Below are 17,910 nucleotides of genomic sequence, written 5' to 3' on the forward strand. Positions count from 1 at the left end.
AGCTCAGTTTATAATTTGATAAAATCTATAGAAATACTTGACATAGTATTTTTTTTAAACTATACTGCCTTGATTAAGAAAAAAAGGGAAAAAATGAAAACAAGTATGTTTACTAAATCCACTTCAGCTATTGCATTATCATTCATGACCTCTACACTGCTTCATGCGACCAACGGGGATACACTTATCGCCATGGGGACCAAAGCACGCGGTATGGGCGGCGCAGGTATAGCTGTTAGTCATTGTGCCGAATCAACTTTGCAAAACCCGGCATTGATCACTTGTACAGAAGGAACGTCAATCTCGTTTGGAGGTACGATCTTTATGCCGGATATCAGTGCAAATATGGGTAGTGCTGCCTTACATGAAAGTGATGCCAATTTGAATGTTATTCCAGAAGTTTCCATTTCACATAAACTTAATGACAACTGGTATCTTGGTATTGGTATGTGGGGAACTGCCGGTATGGGTGTTGACTATCGGGATGCACCAAGAACACAGACAGACTCTGGTAACATGCACATGGTAACCAATCTGCAGCTTATGCAGTTTGGTGTATCTGTAGCCTATAAAGCCAATGATTTTGGTTTTGCGGTGACACCTATACTGCAATATGGTTCACTTGACATTAACTATAACAATTTTGACGGAAGCAGTGTAGGTGACGGTATCGCACAGGATCTTAATTTCGGATTCAATCTGGGTGCTTATTATGATTTTACCAATCATGGTATTGATGGTCTGACGCTGGGTGCAGTCTATAAGTCAAAAATAGATATGGACTACAGCAACCAACTTTCAAGTGCTACACAACCTTTTGCCGATCTTGACATGTTCCCTGCAGCTATGGATAATCATCTGGAACAGCCGGCAGAAATTGGTATAGGCATAGGATACAGAATCTATCAGCACACCTTTGCTTTTGATTATAAACAGATTCAATGGTCTGATGCAAAGGGATATAGGGATTTTGGATGGGAAGACCAGGATGTCTTTGCTGTAGGTTATCAGTATACGCAGGGAAGCTGGGCATTTAGACTGGGATACAATCATGCCAACCATCCAATTAAAGAAGCTCCCAGCGGCGGCGCTGTACAACCTTCACAGTCTCCCACAGGTTCATACCCAAATGCCGGCGGAGATGCTCTGAACCTCTTTAATCTTCTTGGATTCCCTGCAACAGCAGAAGACCATTACACCATTGGAGGCAGTTATATATTTACTGACTCTTTTGCTATAGATCTTGCATATGTCTATGCGCCGGAAACAAAAACTACCATGAATACTATTGTGGGTATAGACCCCAATACAGGAGATTTGTACACTGGCCCATCTACAGTTTACCACACAGAAAACAGTATCTCTTTCCAACTCTCCTACAAATTCTAAAAAACTTTTCTTCCCTTCCGGGAAGAAGAAGCACATTCATTGCCGACACGCTTACCCTCACAGATACGCTCAATAACTGCAGATCATCTCTTCAAGCGTCACCTTCACATTTTCGCCCAGAGCATTAACATTGTAGCCTCCCTCCAAAAAGAAGATAAACGGTACATTTGCCGTATCCAGAATAGCACGTACGATCGCCCGTATTCCTTCTGTTGTAACATTGAGCTGTGCCAAAGGGTCACTCTCATGCAGATCGTAACCGGCAGAGACCAGAATAATATCAGGGGAAAACTTTTTTACCAAAGGGGGCAGATCATTCTGATAGATATCGAGCACTTCAGTATCACCACTGTCTGGCATCAGCAGGAAGTTACGTGTAAACCCCTTCCCTTTTCCAGCACCGATATGGTCTTCCATCCCGGTTCCCGGATATGCAAATGCCTGATGGGTTGAGAAATAAAAAACAGTATCATCCTCCCAGAAAGTATCTTGTGTTCCATTACCATGATGGACATCAAAATCGATGATCATAACTTTTTCAAAACCTTGTTTCTGAGCATATTTGGCCGCAATAGCAATATTGTTAAAAAGACAAAACCCCATTGCTTTTACGGGTGTTGCATGGTGTCCGGGAGGCCTTACTGCACAAAATGCTCTATCGAACTCTTTATTTTTAATACCATCTACAGCTACGACTCCTGCACCGACAGCTACTTTTGAAACATGAAACGAATCAAAAGAACAGATGGTATCCGAGTCTATCGATGCAGCGACCTTGCTGCACTCCATGACCTCTTCTATCTGCTCACACATATGTACCATCATCAGGGTCTCTTCGGAAACACAGATCGGTGAAGGCATAGTGAGATCTTTTTTTAACGGTTCGACTGCATTCTCTATGGCAATCAACCGTTCTTTTGACTCAGGATGCATTTCTCCTGTATCATGTTTAAGATAAACTTTGTCAGTAATATAGGCAACTTTCACTTCGTCAACCCTATACTCATCTTCAGCGAATCCATCTCATGACGTAATCGTACCACCTCCTCCTGCAAAGAGAGGACAAGAGTTTGCAACTCCTTATTCGACATCGATATTTCCGAGGTACTGTTTTTAGATTCTGACCGGGACAGACGGTTCTGGCCAAGTATGTATGTAACCTCTTTACCATTCTCTTCCACTGTTTCACTTTTCAATTGACCGGACTTGATCATTTTGACAACATTGAAAAGGCTTAACTTATGTTTTACCGCATATGTTTTCATTGTCATACGTTCCATCTTATGCTCCTTTGGGTATCATTGACACAGAATATAAATTATACACAATTTATTCATATTTCTCTGCTATAATACACAAAAATCAGAAGGGTACTGCAAGCAACCCTTATTTAAGGAATATAACATGATGTTCAAAAAAACTTCGCTGGCACTTCTTGCTGCCTTTACTATGCTCTTTACCAATACACTTCATGCAGAAGCTGCAAAGGTTATCGATGCCAAGGCAGATGTTGCAATCGAAAAGTTTAAAAAACTTGTAAAGGGAGGAGATGTTTTCCTTAAAAAAGTCAAAGGGTACCTTGTCTTTCCTACTGTTTACAAAGGCGGCTTCTTTGTTGGAGGAGAGTACGGAGAAGGTGTACTCAGAGTTGATGGTAAAAGTATTGCCTACTACAACATCGCTTCAGCATCGGTAGGTTTTCAGTTCGGTGCACAGAAGAGATCCTATATCTTTGCATTTGCTGATCAGTATGCACTGGACAGATTCATGAAGAGCAACGGATGGGAAGCAGGTGTGGACGGCTCCATTGCGGTTATAGACTGGGGACGCGGCATAGACATCAGTTCTATCAGTTATGAAAAGCCTATCTATGCCTTTGTCTTTGACAATAAAGGACTTATGGCAAATGTTGCCCTGGAAGGAACAAAGTTCACCCGGATTGTACCTCATTGATCAAACAGGGCCGATTTTGCCGGCCTACTCATACAGCTTGTGTAAATCCTATGTAAGCTTGTCTGAAAAACGTTCCTTATAGCTGCATTTTTGGCACAGCTCTTCAACAGCTTTCCCCTTTTTAAACCCCTCTATCATAGCTACACTCCGATCAGCCTGAAGTATCTCCTCCAAAGATGACTCATGCAAATTCCCAAGTTCTATTACTCCGTCTCCGTCAAGACAGCATGGAACCACTCTTCCGTCCGCCAGGATGCCGATATGGGACTGAAGCCCCTGACAGGTACCGTCACCGTAGACAGGATTGTCCAGAGAAGGCCACTCAAAGTAGTCATCGAAATGGATGCGTATCTTGTTGCCAAGGCGTATCGTTTTTGGTCTTTCACTATAGATCTCTTCCAGCGACAATGGCGTATCAAATGCATCAGAAAGTTTTGTGAACAGTTTACTGTTGAATGTTTTTTCACTCATCCTGTTATCAAGGTTCCATACCCGTAAATTAATAAAACTCTCCTCTTCTCTTTTAAGCTTTTCTCTGCATAGAGCCAATACAGGCATGATATACTGTTCAAAAGTAATAGCTGTGTCATTCTTGTTATAGCTGTTAAGTGAAATATTGATCTGTTTGACGCAGGGATGAAAGAGTGTATCAAAAGAGTGCTTTTTAAGAAAGTAACCACTGGTCGTCAATATTGCTTGAAGCCCGTATTTATGAATAATATCAAGATAGTCTGACAAGTTTGACTGTGTCAGAGGATCACCCATCACATGACATGCGATCTCACCGGTATAATGCCGGGCCTGTGAAATTACCGATCTGAAAAAAGGGAGATCCATCTTCATTGAAGGCTGTAGTTTGGTCGGACAGAAACTGCAGCTGAGACCACAGAGATTCGTCAGCTCAATATAGATACGATAGAACTTCACTACTTCATACACACAGAGAGATCATTCAGGGTCTTTGCACCCCGTATACACTTCATTTTGGACTGTAGCATGAAAATATTGTCATCAAACGTGTCAAGTATCTTCTCTCTGTTCTTTTCCCACTCTTCTATCTTGTGATGTTCATTTCCGGTAAAGTAGGATTTTATCTTTACAAGATCACTCAAGCAGCTATTGGCCGCAACTGTATCTTTGGCCTGAACCAAACAGGCTCTTGTCTTTTTCATTGTCTCCAGAAGTTCCGGCAACAGACGTTTCTGATTTTCAAATATCGGCTCGCCGATCATATCCATCAGACGCTTTTTCTCTTTAGGAAGAAGTTTTTCCTCCTCGATCTTTTTTGCATTAAGCGTTTCAATGACCTTCAACAGGCGCTCGGAAAATGCTTTGGGCGCTTTTTTGCTCTTTGTCTTGAAACTTGTCGTATAGAGCGAGAATTTCTCTACAGGGTATTTCGGTATGGCACACTTTGAAGTTTCTGTTACATTGATATCAAACTGTACATCTGTAGCCTCTTCACGGTAGAAAAGACCGAGTACATTGTATTCGGTAAAAAGAGGAATCGCTTTATAGATACATTTACGTACTCCGTTTCCTTCCCACATATCGCAAACGATATTGGCAACCATCTGTTGCCCGTTTTTTGTCAGTCCCTCAGTGATATTCCGTACTTTTTTACCTTTGGGAAGCGGTCGTTCCAATATCTTTTTGCCTTTAAAGTCCACATCCAGTATCTCTTTTTCCTGATGCTTTTCACACTTCTCTTTTCTACCTATATAGTGTACGGAACCTGTCGTTCTCTCGACAATTTGTGTCTCAAAAAGCTCTACTGCACCCCATTCTTTAAAACGGAGTTTTCCGGTACCTTCCAGCGTCAGATTCACATCCGGACTTATCACACCGCCACCGCTGATCTTGTAACGGACCATTGCATTGGGTACGTCATATATCTTCTTTTGCACCGGTGCAGCATCTGCTGATACAAATATACCTGTTATCCATACAGAACAAATCGTAGCGACCAGTTTGGGCAACATTCTTTTCCTTCAAGTAAAACGTATGGTAATTGTATCATAATAATTTTCGCAAAAGCAAAATCTATACAATAGGCTCAAACAACATAACAGAAAGTGATGCATTCTTGCTCTTAGCCCTTTTACTATTCACCTTAAGGCCTGGACAATAGAGGCTTCAAGTTCTCTAAATGCGTCATCCATCGAAGCGACAATACTTTCAGGATCTTTTTTGGTCATAACAGAGGTACTGAAAAGTTTCGTTCTCTTTACACCTGTACGCATATTCTCAATAATCCAGTCGGCATCAAGATAGACTCTGTTGTTCTGTGCTATAAAGCGGGTGATATTTACTTTTATTTTCAAGACAGGCTGTCTGCTCATCCCCCAGGGATAGGCATAGATTCTGGGTTGCTGAAAACTTTTCTGAAGATAGGAGATAAGTCTTCTTGTCAGGCCGTCATCAAGGTCTTCTCCCCACTCTGCATTGGAGAAAAATATGATCCGGTGGGATGATGCGGCTACGGCTATCTCCCGTTTGAAAAGATATTCTGGAACAGTGATCTTCTCTACACCGATACTGTTTTGTTGAGAGGAAAAATGTTCTACAGGCTCCGAAGCATTGGAAAGTATATAGTAACCGGAACTTCCTGTACAACCTGAAAAGAAAAGAATCAACAGTATCAATAGCGTGTTCCTGAACATTATTTATCTCCGAAAATAAGTGAATTTGGCTTGCGGTTAAGCATCTTAAGGAACTCATCCATCTCTTCAGATGTCTTTTTGACCGTCTTCAAAGTCTCTGTGATCTGATGAGTGAGCAGTGAGTTACTACCATACCCTTTGATCGTCTTTTTGGCTTCACGAAGGGTACGTGTCAACTCTTTAAGCATTCTGTCTATCTCATCCGGCATCGTTTTGAAGGACTTTCTCTCTGTCATCATATTGAGATCCTTGACGCTCTTACTGAGATCTTTGAGCACCTCATTGGCATTGGCAATCGGTTTGGCACTCTCTTCAACAACTTTGTTTAATGATGCAAGCAGTTTTTCAAGCGGCAGACTGTTAAGTTTGTCAAGAATACCGGATATACTGGCCATGATATCACCTGAAATATTGTCAACTGTAGGCAGGAATGCGTACTCTCCATCCCTGAGAATACTTCTGTTCTCATCATCAATACCAAATACCAGCTTGACATACAAGCTTCCGGTAATGGGATTCAAAGAAGTGACCTGTGCACGCATCCCCTCTTCTACCGCCTGATAGAAGTTTGTTACTCCCGTATCGTTCACATCATTGCCTTGGGCAAAAACAGAGGTATCTATTTCAACCTGGACACGCCCTTTCATAAGATGTGTCTTTTTATCATATTTCAGATCTATCTGTACAACTTTTCCAATATCAAAGCCTTCATAGCGTACAGGTGCGCCTACCCTGAGATTTGCAATGGAGTGTTCTGTCTGCAGTACAAATGTTTCTGCATGTCGATATCCATGCCCAATATTCTGTTTGGATATTTCATTCTTGCTGGCATAGAGTTTGAAAGTAAAAAGATCAGGCACCGGATGCTTAGCCTTTTCTCCGTTACTGGAAAACTCGATCGCACCCTGGATCAGATCTTCAAGAGGGGCAACCTGTACATCCAGACTGCCGTTGTTCAGTGTAGCATTAAATGTATTCCTGATCCAGAATTTCGTATCTGTATGCACATAAGGTACATACATTCTATCTATGAAAACAATTACCTCAACCGTTATTCCATCCAGTCCAAGCAGTACATATTCCACTTTGCCAACTTCGATATTCTGCAGATAGACCGGAGTTCCTTTTTTGACTGCGCTATTTCCCCTTTCTATCGTCAAGACAAAATACTCTCCTCCGGAATTATCACGATAGGCATAGTTAAGACCATGAAACTCCTCTTTGAACTCCTTGCCTCTTTTCTGGGAGTACATTTGAACATAGGTTCCGGATATCAGCGTATCAAGGCCTGTGACACCCCTAATACCCAATTCCGGTTTGACGATCCAGAATTTGGCATTCTCGTTGAGAAAAGGTGCAGCGCTTTTATCCATCCGTGCGACAACCACTACCCCCTCACCATCTTTTTCAAGTTCTACCTTGGTAATCAGTCCAACCGGTACATTACGGTACTTAATCTGGCTCTGTCCTGCCTGTAAACCTTCATTTTTTTCAAACAGGATCCTGATCTCCGGTCCCCTGTCATGATAATACTGAAATGCCAGCCATCCGGCAATAACAAGCGCAATGAAAGGTACAATCCAGATGGAAGTAAAAAAATTGAACTTTGTGGACTCCTGTACCTCAGGGATATTTTGGGGCATTATCTCTTTTCCTTGTTATCTATGCTCACGGATCAGCCGTGTGTCAAAGGCTTGTGCTGCCAGAAGTGTAAAAAATACTGACAAGGCAAATGCCGTCGCTGCGGTACCTGCAACGATCTCTACATTGGCCAGACGGATCAGAGCAGCCAATATCGCTACAACAAATACATCGATCATCGACCAGGGTCCGATTATTTCTGTCAAATAGTACAGTTTATGCTTGTTCAGCTTCTTATCTTTTCCGAGAGGGTATTTTACACTAATTAACAGATAAATCAAAATCAGGAACTTAATGATGGGGATGATGATTGAAGCAAAAAAGATGATCAATGCAATAGGATAGGAACCATGCTCCCACAAATATACGATCCCGCCCAGAATCGTACTCTCTTCTACCTGTCCGAACTTCTTGGTAATAAGCATCGGATAGAGATTGGCCGGTATATAGGCTATCATCGCAGTGATAAGGTATGCCCAACTTTTTTCTGTCCGAAAATGCTTATGTTTATAGATCTGGGACCCGCAACGTCTACAGCTATTCTGCCTGCCTTTATCGATATTTACTGCTTCACAGGCCGGACAGCGGATCAGGTCTTTCTCTTCGATCTCCATCAAATCTCCCTGTTCTGCTGAAAAAGCCGTTTTCTCAGCATCCATATCTCAGAGAGATGTATATTCCTGCTCAGATAGATATCGATAAAAACAAAAGCGATCAGCGCCCAAAAGGAGACCCCCATATGTATCTGGGCATACCCGATAAGCTTGACCAGTGCCACAAAAATACTGACCAGAAATATCTCTGTCATACTCCAGGGCTTAATATGATGCAGCAATACCAAAAGCTCTTTGAGAAGGTTCGGTGCGGATTTGAATTTCAATAAAAGAAAAAGTACAAGATAGATACTGATGATCATTAGGGGAAAAATGAATATAAAAAAGATACAAAGAAAACCTACAACAAAGAAACCATTCTCAAAAAGGCTCATGAATGTACTGGTCAGTGTTATGTACTGGGTATGCCCGAAAATCTCTATTTTAACCAGCGGGAAAAGGTTGGCAAGCAGAAAAAAAATAAGTGCAGTGATACTCAATGCAAGCCCATGACTGATCAGTTTGCTATCGTAACGGTAAAGCACACTTTTACACTCTCTGCAACAGGCTTTGGCACCATCTTTTATGGGGATCTCTTTATGTACAGTATGACACTTGGGGCAGATAATCAGTGTATCCAACTCATCTTCAGTTTCAATTTTCATGGATATAATTATAGCTAACGAATATAAGGAGTCTCATGCGTATCCTCTCCATAGGGAAAAAAGTCGAACATAAAGGACTTACTATCGACTTCATTGAAGCTTCTTCGCTTCCTGAGCATCACGATATAGAGCAGTACGATTACATTATCATCAATGGTGGAGACGGAACCGTCAGACGCGTACTCAAGCAGTTGCATACACTTGAAAAAATACCGGTCTTCATTCTCAATCCTACAGGTTCCTTCAATGTTGTGGCCAGGATCCACCGTGCTCCTGAGATCACAAAAGTACTTGATATGCTTGCCAAAAAGATAAAACCAAAAACGCAGAAACACCATCTCTTCAAGCTCAACGACGAACTCTTTCTCTTCTCTGCCGGAAATATGGGAGATCTTCAACACATCTTTCTTTCCGAAACGCTGCGTTTCGGGTGGCTTAAACACGGTATGCTCAAATATATTCTCGCTCTTATCTTTCTCCTCCCTGTACATCTCATAATGACACCTTTCATGCTGATGAGCAAAACACGCTTTTTCATTTTTACACCGCTGCGTTTTATCAAAAAGTTCGGTACGTTTTACGGGGAAGTGGACAAGATCGAGATCGACCTGGAGAATGAATACAATATGCTGGAACTTGATGGCGATATCGTAACCGTACATGGGAAACATCTGTATATCAGACAGGCGGGAAATGTCCCTGTCGTTACACAGTAGCGTCTTTCAGATCACGGTAGTACGCCACTACCCTCTCATCCACATGGATCACACGATTAAGATAGTGTGTCAGATCTCCTCTGTTAAAGTCGATCTTCAGATGTTTAGGGTCGATGGCACGTGAGATCGCTACATAGAACTGGGAAGGGGCAAAGATATTATCGACATTACAGACGAGATTGTCAATACTCATACCCTGCGACTTGTGAATGGTCACAGCATAGGCAAGCTTCAGAGGGAATTGTGAGAGTGTTGCCAGGGAGATTGTCTCTACCCTTCCGTCATCTTTCACTGCCATATCGAGAAGATCAAAATCATGACGCTCCACACGTACATACTCATCTTCTTTCTCCACAACAAGATAGTCATCTTCGATCGTTCTCAGTATACCACGTTCACCATTGACAAATTTACCCCATTTGTTGACAGTAAAAAGTACCGGTACCCCTTCTTTGAGAGTCAGCTGTTCAGAGATGGGAAGCAGTTTTTTCCAGCTTGCCAGTTTCTGTTCATGGAGAGTGCCGAACATTTCAATATTTGCAAAGAGAATAGTCTCTTCCGTATCCAGCTCATTCAGTCTCATACGGTTGGTCTGTTCCACTTCCGCATTGCGTCCAAAAAGAAAGGTAGGATCTTTTTTGAGCCCTTCATTGTTCCAAAGCTTCTGCATGTAGTGCATGACTTCTGCATCACATATCCCTCTCCTTACCTTGGAAAGGATATGGGTAAACTCCGCATCAGTTGTCCGTTTCATTTCGGTCAGTTCAATGACTGTCAGGTCAAACCGTTCCCATGCCAGAGATTCAAAAGCATAGAGCTTCGCACCAAAGATATCATGGGGGTTATGCTGCTGTTTCTGTACCGGCGGCAGCTGAAAAAAATCTCCGACAAAAAGTACCTTGCCAAGGTAACCGTAGGCATTAAGCCGGTATGCGATCATATCAAGCAGATCTGCACTGACCATAGAGATCTCGTCAATGATGATCAGGTCGGTTGCTTTGAGTACTTTTTTAAGATCACTCAGACGTTTTTTCGCCCGCTTGTCATACTGAGCCAGTTCTTCAAAGTTGGAAGCAATACCAAAAACAAAGAAACTGTGTACCGTAAATCCACCGATATTGACCGCACTCACGCCTGTAGAACCAAGTGCAACCACCTGCTTTCCGCGTCTTTTGTACTCAAAGATCACTTCATTGGTAATATAGCTCTTCCCGACCCCTGCACCTCCTGTAAGAAAGACATTGGAGTACTTGAGTGCTTCAAGCACATCTGTTTTATCTGCCATATCCTGCCTTGTCTACGATACCTCTGCGGCATCGGCTCACTACACGTTCCCCCTGATGCAGCAATCTTTTCAGCTTGCCGCTGCCACCACCGAGATGAAGCCACAGTTCGGTGATCAACCCGTTTTTGCACTTCATCTCTACCCGCTCACCTGCACCTTTTCCGAAACTCTCGTCAAAAATCGTTCTTACCTGCTTGAGACTGACTCTTTTTCCCATATGTTTTTGAAAAAATATACTTACTTTTGAACAGCGCACCTCTTCGGTCATTGCAATCGCATCCCTAAAGTAGTGTTCTGCATCCGTACCGTAGCAGGTTCCATGCTTGATCCATTCATGACGGTGCAGGTTTGAGACTGTACCGGACATAATACCGGTAAGTCTCTTTTTTGTCTCCGATGTCAGTTTCGGTTCCGGAAGTTTATGCCATTCTCTATGCCTGTCCATGGCGATATATCTTCTCTCAACACCGCAATAGACCTTGTTCTTTGGCTGCGGCCACACTCCATGCAGCGTAAAGTTCTGTTCGTATTTTTTTACAAAAGGCAGTAAATGCCATGAAGAGCTGCACTCTTTTCTTCGACGATGTGTCTCACAAAATGCGTTATACCAGCTCAATACAAGAATATTCTCTCGGGAGATACCTCTTTTTTCGTCTGTGGCTGCACTTTTTCCCGAACCGATACTTCTGACTTCACATGCTGCAGGCGTAACATACAAGGCACTTTTGGATGCAAAGCAGTTCTCATCAACCCATCTCTGAAAAGGCTTCTTGGCCTTTACTGTAATGAGGTACTGCCCTTTATGGTGCTGTCTGACCTCATAGCTTCTCTTTGGATCAAGACGGATATCTCCGCTGTTTTTGGTATGTCTGAGATCATCATATGCAGGACAGCTCCGAACTGGATAAAGTTCTGTACGGGACAGAAGCATCAATGTCAAAAATAAAAACAAAAAAAGTGGTCTCATTAATAACCTGCCTTAAAATTCTGCCATTCACAATATGATTGGAAGTTCAAGTTCTTCCGAACAATCGATCTATTGACAGCATTATAGCGTTTTGGCATTAGTTTTGCTATTCTTCAAAGCTTGATATATAAATTTTGGTATTATTACACCATGATATTTAAAAGCATTGAGAACCTGCCGGACCATTTTGGAGGCAAACAGAAAACACCCTGCACGCACCATCGCAAACGCTCTAATATGATGCTTAATCCTCTAGCACTTAAACACCTCAACAGGATAGATACGCTCAGTGCAGATATGATCACCCTGAATCTGGAAGATGCGATTGCACCAAGCCGTAAAAAAGAGGCTCTGCACAACATTGCCCTCTTCCTTTCCCATATGGAGCACAGCAACAGCTTTATTATTGTACGCACCAATCCGCTTGATAAAGGAGGAAGAGAGGAGATCTCTTTTCTCAATCGTTTTGAATTCGATGCCGTACGTATCGCCAAGATAAGGAACCAGACCGAAATTGCACAGGCACTTTGCCTGCTCTCAGAAGATAAAGAGCTGCATATTTCACTTGAGACAAAAGAGGCTTTTGAAAATCTTTCTGCACTGCGTATCGATGAGAGACTCACCACAGCCAACCTGGGTATTCTTGATTTGCTTACATCATTGGGACTTCCGCAGTCGCTGGTGCACATAGGTAATCCTACAATTGACTATATTCTTTCCAGGTTCCTTATAGATTCAAAAACTGCCGGCATCCACCCTATCTCCTTTATGTTCCAGGACTACAACGATACAGAGACTTTCAGAGCATGGTGTGCATATGAGAAGGGAATGGGCTTTGAGTCCAAAGCCTGCATGGGTCCCAAACAGGTAGAGATCGCAAATGAGATATTCGGAGTCTCTTCTGAGGAGCTGAAACGCGCTGAACACATTAAGAATCTATTTGAAGCCAATGCTGCAAAAGAAAAAAACGGCTTTATGGATGAAAAGTACGGCTTTATTGATGAGCCTATCTATCGTGACGCATTACTTGTACTCTCACAGGCCGGAAAGCTATGAGAAAAATGATCATACCCTTTATACTGCTTGGTGCTGCAACACTGCAGCTTCTTTGTGCCAACGATGACAGACCGCCCATACGTTATGACTATCTTTCCAAACCTGATGTTCAAAAGTTCATTCAAGCCATGCATACACGTTACGGTTTTAAACAAAGTTATCTCAAAAAAGTCTTTACCCGTGCAAAACTGGACCGTGATACCCTGAGTCGATATACAGGGAAATTCAAAAAAAACTCAACAGTCGGAAGCTGGGAACGTTTCAAGCTGCATATCGTCAATGATGAAAGTTTTAAAGAAGCAAAAGAGTTTAAAAAACACTACTATACAACCCTGCACAAAGCAGCGAAAAGATACAAGGTTGATGTGGATTATATCGTCGGCTTCATAGGGGTGGAGAGTCATTACGGAAAATATACTGGTGATTACCGTGTTCTTGATGCACTTGCCACTCTGGCGTTCCACCCCAACAGAATGCAGCGTTTTTTCAAAAGTGAACTTCAACACCTTCTGCTCTTTGCCAGAGAAAAACGTTACGACATCACCGAACTTGAAGGCTCATTTGCAGGAGCGATGGGATGTGTACAGCAGGTACCCTCCATTGCCCGGAAATTCAGTTTCGACTTTGATGGAGACGGTGCAAGTATCTGGGACATGGAAGACTGCATAGGTTCCATTGCCAGATTCATGCATGAAAAAGGGTGGAAACAAGGGGAAAAAGTCGCTGTAAAGGCAAGTTATTCTTACAAACGTTTCAGCCGACTCAAGACAGGGTACAGACACAGCTACCCTCTCAAAAAACTAAAACATCTCGGTATCACTCCAAAGCAACCGTTCCCTTACAAAAAAGCCATGCTGATCAAACTGCATAACACGACCCATGATGAACTCTGGTTGTGTGCACCCAACTTCAGGGTTCTGACTGCCTACAATGCCAGCAGCAACTACGGTATGGCGATCCATAAAATCGCACGTTCACTCAAATAGGGGTCTATATCTCGTAGGCAATACTTTTGTGTTCTCCCCCTCCTCTCCTCTCTTTATAGAAGTTTTCGAACTGCTCTTTACCCAATGCACGGGCAAAGTAAAATCCCTGGAAAATATCACAGTTGTTTTTCAGAAGGAATTGGAACTGCTCTTCTGTTTCAACACCTTCTGCAACGGTTTTAAGCTGAAAAAACTTTGCCATGGAGAGAATCGTTGTGATCATTAGTTCATCAGAACGCTGTTCACCGACATGACTGACAAAAGAGCGGTCAACCTTCAATTCATCAATAGGCATTTCACGTAAAGAACTTAAAGAGGAGTAGCCTGTCCCAAAATCATCCATGGAGAAAGATATTCCCAGTCTTTTGATACGCTCCATCAAGGCGATAATACGCTGCATATCTTCAATTAAAATCGTTTCAGTCACCTCAAAAACAACTTTTTTGACTATCTTCTCATTAAGATACTTTCTTACAAGTTGTTCAACCTGTTCTACAAAAGTAGCATGAAAGAACTGCCGTACACTGATATTGATGGAGAACTGTTCAATTTCAATTTCATTCTCACTCCATTGGGAGAGTGTTTTAAATGCTTCCTCCATAATATAGTTCCCCAACTCTATGATCAATCCTGTTTTCTCCGCAATTGCAATAAACTCTGCAGGAGAAACAAAACCAAACTCATGGTTGTTCCATCGTACCAACACTTCACATCCGATCATTTTCCGCTCTTTATTGAATTGCGGCTGATAGCGCAGCTCTATCTCATTGTGCTCCAGTGCAAAATAGAGTCTGCGCTCTATCTCAAGATGATACTCTACACGCTTGGCAAGATCATCATTAAATACAATAATTCCGTCACGTCCCTGTGCTTTGGCTTCATACATGGCGATATCCGCTTCTTTAATGAAATACCTTGCATCCATTGCTTTTCTTCCTACCCCGTTGATACCGATACTGGCACTCAGATATAGATGATGTCCCTCTATCAGATAGGGAGCTTTCAGGATATGCAAAAGTGCTTCGGAAAAATTCAGGGCAAGCTCCTGACAGTCATACTGGGCTGCATACTCCTTACTCATGATTGTAAATTCATCTCCGCCCAGGCGCGCTATAATATAATTATCCCCGCAATAGCGTTTGATACGGCTGGCGACTTCAACAAGTACTTTATCTCCGATCTCATGCCCCAGTGTATCATTGATAGTCTTGAAGTGATCCAGATCTATCAAAAGGATATAGACATAATCATCTGTATGCTGAATGCGGTTGATCACACGCTCCATATACTCTACAAAGTAGCGGCGGTTATAGAGTCCGGTCAGAGAATCATGCTGTGCCTGATAATAATTCTTCTGGATCAATCGATAACTGTTGTCTGAAGAGTAAAGCAGCACACCAAGAAAGATAACTGAAAATACAGAAAGGACATATCCATACCACTCTCCGATAAGAAAAAAATAGCCAACCAAAGGAAGCATCAGTATCAACAATACAGGGAAGAAAAGTTTTTTATCTGAAACAAGTAGTGTCGAAGCAACAACCGAAGCGCCTATCTGGGTAAAAATAGCGATATAATGAAGCTTGTGCTCTGTTTCTGTACAATAGAGCAGAAAGATCAGTGTCCAAAGGGCAAAGATAAGATAGAAGAATACAGCGAGTTTATAGTACCATGACTTGAGTGACGCATCTCCCATCTGGTCAAGCTTGTAATGATAGTAGAGTCTCCAGCCAAAAAGGGAGACCAGTACCATCAGCATGTACCAGATAAGTGCCGGCACCACAACACCATTGATCCAGCCAAGAAAGATGTATGCCAGGCCGGGAATGAGAGAAAGGCCTATCATAAGAAGGATCTGTTTTTGTAAAAAGCTGTAAAATCGTTGATCGTTCATAGTGATATTTTATTATTCTTTTTTATAGTATTAGATTAAATTCAAAATAAAATATCAATTATTTATAATACTTTACAGAAATTGACATTTAAAAAAATAAAGCCGAATAATGTCTTCAGAAAATTCTCTGTATGCCTGTTTGCATATTTCGTTTATTATATCATACAAATAATATTTTATAGAAAATATTAAATTGAATACAGAGATACCAGGACCAATGCATCGTGTATCATGCCAGGGATATCTTCAACTACACTTTACAGATAAAGTCTGAACTCGGTGCCTTTCCCTGGAATAGAGTCCAGTTCTATCCCAATACCATGCTCGTCACAAATACTTTTTACAATACTCAGCCCCACACCGAAACCGCCTGAATACTCGGTACCGCGTTTAAACTTTTCAAAGATCTCTTTTTGTTTTTCTGCTTCGATACCGATACCTTCATCAGTGATCCTGAGTATCCTGTTTCTCAGCGATATTATTATGTTTGATCTTGGTGAAGAGTATTTGATGGCATTACTGATAAGGTTTCCAAAAAGCAGTGTCAACTGGGATCTGGGAATAATGGATTTTGTCTCCCGGGCATCTACTTTGAACTCTATACGTTTGATCTCGGCAAGCGGCCTGTAGTAGGCAACACTCTCTTCCAGAACATCTTTTATATCAAGTGGTTCTGCTATCTCTTTCCTGCTACTGAAGTTCAAATAGGTCAAAGAGCGGTAGATATCATAAAGCTGTTTGGTACTGATCGAGATATTATTGAGGATTTTCGTTGTACACTCCCCTGCTTTCAATGCCTGGGCAGCGGACATTGAAAGTGAAGTAATGGGGGTATTGAGTTCATGGGTAATATCATTGATAAAGCGTTCTATCTGCGTGACCCTTTGATGTACTGGTTTCATAAAAAGCCTGGCGAGTATCCAGGCAATGACCATGACCACAAAAGAGACTATACCTACAGCAAGTAAAACAGAACTGCCTAACCTCTGCAACTCTCCCTTCAGTGTATTGGACTGTACAACCACGTAGGCGATCCCCATGTGTTCTCGCGGTGCATCTGAAATAAAGATATTGTAGTCTTCAAGGGTAAGGTACCCCGGCTTTATTTCCATGTTCGGATCTACAAGCCTGCCCGATACTACATTTCCTTCGGTATCGATCAGTGCCATTATGACATCTTTGGGCACGACGGTTTTTTTTACGGGTCTGTCATGCATGTGTGCTGTAATAAGTTCACCGGCCTTCTGATCGGCGAGATGTTCCAGTTTATAGTGTATTTCATTCTCCAATGCATGTTTTTGTGCCGTATAGTACCAAAACCCTATCAGGGAGATAAAGAAAAATGAGGATACGATGTAGAGTCCCAGAAAGGAGTAAAAGGATCTCTTTTCCAGATCATTCATACCGGTAGCCCAACCCTCTTTGCGTAATGATCTTGTCAGCACCTATGACCTCCCTGAGGTTTCGTATATAGGAACGGAGTGTGGCATCACTGGGTAATGCATCAAACCCCCAGATATTCTGTATCAGCTCTTCCGGGGAGATAAGTCTTTGGGGGTGTGCAATGAAATATTCCAGTATTTCACACTCTTTTGGTCTGAGGGTTTTTTCATTGACTCCGTCACTTACCAAATGTCGTTGGGGATAATAGGTCAGTGTATCACTGAGTTTCACCAGGCTGTCCTGCTCTATGCGGAAAAGTACTTTACTCTTCTCAATACGCAGTCTCAGTTCTTCAAGTTCAAAAGGTTTACGGATATAATCGTGGGCACCGACATCAAAACTCTCTTTGAGATGCCTGGTGTCTTCATACGCGGTAATGATAATAGCCGGTGTGGTATCGTTAAAACTTCTGATCTCTTTGAGCAGTTCTATACCGCTTTTGCCTGGTACATTGATATCGAAGATGAACAGATCGTAAGACTCTTCATCAATAAACTCCTGTGCCTCTGCTGAATCGAATGCCCGTCGGGTTGTGTAGTATTGCTGTAAATAGTCCGTAAGGATGTCACCAAGGACAGGATCATCCTCCATCAGTAGTATTTTCATGTTTTCTTCCCTCTTTATCCTGATCTATTTTACTGTAATTGTATCTTTTTTGC

General features: G+C 42.1%; 18 protein-coding genes. 5 read left to right on the plus strand and 13 right to left on the minus strand.

What is annotated here, in order from left to right:
* The first annotated feature begins 93 nt into the window (after window positions 1-93).
* A complete protein-coding gene (locus IMZ28_RS06390; RefSeq protein WP_197547767.1) occupies window positions 94-1,389 on the plus strand; it encodes an OmpP1/FadL family transporter in 1,296 nt (431 codons plus the stop codon).
* A gap of 69 nt (window positions 1,390-1,458) precedes the next feature.
* Here the strand turns inward: IMZ28_RS06390 and IMZ28_RS06395 are convergent, their stop codons facing one another.
* Window positions 1,459-2,376, minus strand: coding sequence for a histone deacetylase family protein (locus IMZ28_RS06395; protein WP_197547768.1), 918 nt, complete (start codon window positions 2,374-2,376; stop codon window positions 1,459-1,461).
* Window positions 2,373-2,669, minus strand: a complete 297-nt coding sequence (locus IMZ28_RS06400) for a hypothetical protein (RefSeq protein ID WP_197547769.1) — start codon at window positions 2,667-2,669, stop codon at window positions 2,373-2,375. The genes IMZ28_RS06395 and IMZ28_RS06400 overlap by 4 nt, the downstream gene beginning before the upstream one ends.
* 124 nt (window positions 2,670-2,793) lie before the next feature.
* On the opposite strand from IMZ28_RS06400, the gene IMZ28_RS06405 reads away from it, so the two are divergent.
* Window positions 2,794-3,342 carry a lipid-binding SYLF domain-containing protein gene (locus IMZ28_RS06405; protein WP_197547770.1) on the plus strand — a complete coding sequence of 183 codons (549 nt, stop codon included), beginning with the start codon at window positions 2,794-2,796 and terminating at the stop codon, window positions 3,340-3,342.
* A 48-nt stretch (window positions 3,343-3,390) separates the two neighbouring features.
* Here IMZ28_RS06405 and IMZ28_RS06410 read toward each other — a convergent pair whose 3' ends face one another.
* From IMZ28_RS06410 to IMZ28_RS06435, 6 genes are all read right to left on the minus strand, one after another.
* The gene (locus IMZ28_RS06410) at window positions 3,391-4,281 is read right to left on the minus strand and encodes a radical SAM/SPASM domain-containing protein (RefSeq protein WP_232087426.1); all 891 of its coding nucleotides are present in this window, start codon (window positions 4,279-4,281) and stop codon (window positions 3,391-3,393) included.
* Window positions 4,269-5,324, minus strand: coding sequence for a hypothetical protein (locus IMZ28_RS06415; RefSeq protein WP_197547771.1), 1,056 nt, complete (start codon window positions 5,322-5,324; stop codon window positions 4,269-4,271). The genes IMZ28_RS06410 and IMZ28_RS06415 overlap by 13 nt, the downstream gene beginning before the upstream one ends.
* Before the next feature lie 126 nt (window positions 5,325-5,450).
* Window positions 5,451-5,987: a PqiC family protein gene (locus IMZ28_RS06420; protein WP_232087427.1), complete on the minus strand. Its 537-nt coding sequence runs from the start codon at window positions 5,985-5,987 to the stop codon at window positions 5,451-5,453.
* Window positions 5,988-6,004: 17 nt separating this feature from the next.
* The gene (locus IMZ28_RS06425; protein WP_197547773.1) at window positions 6,005-7,648 is read right to left on the minus strand and encodes a PqiB family protein; all 1,644 of its coding nucleotides are present in this window, start codon (window positions 7,646-7,648) and stop codon (window positions 6,005-6,007) included.
* A gap of 15 nt (window positions 7,649-7,663) precedes the next feature.
* On the minus strand, window positions 7,664-8,260 hold the full coding sequence (locus IMZ28_RS06430) for a paraquat-inducible protein A (protein ID WP_232087428.1): 597 nt from the start codon (window positions 8,258-8,260) through the stop codon (window positions 7,664-7,666).
* A complete protein-coding gene (locus tag IMZ28_RS06435; RefSeq protein WP_197547774.1) occupies window positions 8,260-8,904 on the minus strand; it encodes a paraquat-inducible protein A in 645 nt (214 codons plus the stop codon). The genes IMZ28_RS06430 and IMZ28_RS06435 overlap by 1 nt, the downstream gene beginning before the upstream one ends.
* 35 nt (window positions 8,905-8,939) lie before the next feature.
* Between IMZ28_RS06435 and IMZ28_RS06440 the strand changes: the two genes are divergently transcribed.
* Window positions 8,940-9,620 carry a diacylglycerol kinase family protein gene (locus IMZ28_RS06440; protein WP_197547775.1) on the plus strand — a complete coding sequence of 227 codons (681 nt, stop codon included), beginning with the start codon at window positions 8,940-8,942 and terminating at the stop codon, window positions 9,618-9,620.
* Here the strand turns inward: IMZ28_RS06440 and IMZ28_RS06445 are convergent.
* Window positions 9,610-10,905, minus strand: coding sequence for an ATP-dependent DNA helicase (locus tag IMZ28_RS06445; protein WP_197547776.1), 1,296 nt, complete (start codon window positions 10,903-10,905; stop codon window positions 9,610-9,612). The genes IMZ28_RS06440 and IMZ28_RS06445 overlap by 11 nt on opposite strands.
* A complete protein-coding gene (locus IMZ28_RS06450; protein WP_197547777.1) occupies window positions 10,895-11,872 on the minus strand; it encodes a ribonuclease T2 family protein in 978 nt (325 codons plus the stop codon). Before IMZ28_RS06450 ends, IMZ28_RS06445 begins: the two co-directional genes overlap by 11 nt.
* Before the next feature lie 150 nt (window positions 11,873-12,022).
* Between IMZ28_RS06450 and IMZ28_RS06455 the strand changes: the two genes are divergently transcribed.
* Both IMZ28_RS06455 and IMZ28_RS06460 read left to right on the plus strand, forming a co-directional pair.
* A complete protein-coding gene (locus IMZ28_RS06455) occupies window positions 12,023-12,928 on the plus strand; it encodes an HpcH/HpaI aldolase/citrate lyase family protein (RefSeq protein ID WP_197547778.1) in 906 nt (301 codons plus the stop codon).
* A complete protein-coding gene (locus IMZ28_RS06460; protein ID WP_232087429.1) occupies window positions 12,925-13,914 on the plus strand; it encodes a lytic murein transglycosylase in 990 nt (329 codons plus the stop codon). Before IMZ28_RS06455 ends, IMZ28_RS06460 begins: the two co-directional genes overlap by 4 nt.
* A 4-nt stretch (window positions 13,915-13,918) precedes the next feature.
* On the opposite strand, the gene IMZ28_RS06465 is transcribed toward IMZ28_RS06460, so the two are convergent.
* The 3 genes from IMZ28_RS06465 to IMZ28_RS06475 form a co-directional block, all read right to left on the minus strand.
* The gene (locus IMZ28_RS06465; RefSeq protein WP_197547779.1) at window positions 13,919-15,808 is read right to left on the minus strand and encodes a putative bifunctional diguanylate cyclase/phosphodiesterase; all 1,890 of its coding nucleotides are present in this window, start codon (window positions 15,806-15,808) and stop codon (window positions 13,919-13,921) included.
* Window positions 15,809-16,065: 257 nt separating this feature from the next.
* Window positions 16,066-17,253 carry a sensor histidine kinase gene (locus tag IMZ28_RS06470; RefSeq protein ID WP_232087430.1) on the minus strand — a complete coding sequence of 396 codons (1,188 nt, stop codon included), beginning with the start codon at window positions 17,251-17,253 and terminating at the stop codon, window positions 16,066-16,068.
* On the minus strand, window positions 17,204-17,857 hold the full coding sequence (locus IMZ28_RS06475; RefSeq protein ID WP_197547780.1) for a response regulator transcription factor: 654 nt from the start codon (window positions 17,855-17,857) through the stop codon (window positions 17,204-17,206). Before IMZ28_RS06475 ends, IMZ28_RS06470 begins: the two co-directional genes overlap by 50 nt.
* Between the last annotated feature and the right edge of the window lie 53 nt (window positions 17,858-17,910).

Origin of the sequence: Sulfurovum indicum (assembly GCF_014931715.1) — a bacterium.
In the GTDB taxonomy this organism is placed as follows: domain Bacteria; phylum Campylobacterota; class Campylobacteria; order Campylobacterales; family Sulfurovaceae; genus Sulfurovum; species Sulfurovum indicum.

Coding starts and splice junctions, on each gene's coding strand:
- IMZ28_RS06425 (WP_197547773.1), bottom strand. CDS start 7,648: ATGCCCCAAAATATCCCTGAGGTACAGGAGTCCACAAAGTTCAATTTT.
- IMZ28_RS06405 (WP_197547770.1), top strand. CDS start 2,794: ATGATGTTCAAAAAAACTTCGCTGGCACTTCTTGCTGCCTTTACTATG.
- IMZ28_RS06450 (WP_197547777.1), bottom strand. CDS start 11,872: ATGAGACCACTTTTTTTGTTTTTATTTTTGACATTGATGCTTCTGTCC.
- IMZ28_RS06460 (WP_232087429.1), top strand. CDS start 12,925: ATGAGAAAAATGATCATACCCTTTATACTGCTTGGTGCTGCAACACTG.
- IMZ28_RS06390 (WP_197547767.1), top strand. CDS start 94: ATGAAAACAAGTATGTTTACTAAATCCACTTCAGCTATTGCATTATCA.
- IMZ28_RS06400 (WP_197547769.1), bottom strand. CDS start 2,669: ATGGAACGTATGACAATGAAAACATATGCGGTAAAACATAAGTTAAGC.
- IMZ28_RS06440 (WP_197547775.1), top strand. CDS start 8,940: ATGCGTATCCTCTCCATAGGGAAAAAAGTCGAACATAAAGGACTTACT.
- IMZ28_RS06415 (WP_197547771.1), bottom strand. CDS start 5,324: ATGTTGCCCAAACTGGTCGCTACGATTTGTTCTGTATGGATAACAGGT.
- IMZ28_RS06435 (WP_197547774.1), bottom strand. CDS start 8,904: ATGAAAATTGAAACTGAAGATGAGTTGGATACACTGATTATCTGCCCC.
- IMZ28_RS06445 (WP_197547776.1), bottom strand. CDS start 10,905: ATGGCAGATAAAACAGATGTGCTTGAAGCACTCAAGTACTCCAATGTC.
- IMZ28_RS06475 (WP_197547780.1), bottom strand. CDS start 17,857: ATGAAAATACTACTGATGGAGGATGATCCTGTCCTTGGTGACATCCTT.
- IMZ28_RS06465 (WP_197547779.1), bottom strand. CDS start 15,808: ATGAACGATCAACGATTTTACAGCTTTTTACAAAAACAGATCCTTCTT.
- IMZ28_RS06455 (WP_197547778.1), top strand. CDS start 12,023: ATGATATTTAAAAGCATTGAGAACCTGCCGGACCATTTTGGAGGCAAA.
- IMZ28_RS06430 (WP_232087428.1), bottom strand. CDS start 8,260: ATGGAGATCGAAGAGAAAGACCTGATCCGCTGTCCGGCCTGTGAAGCA.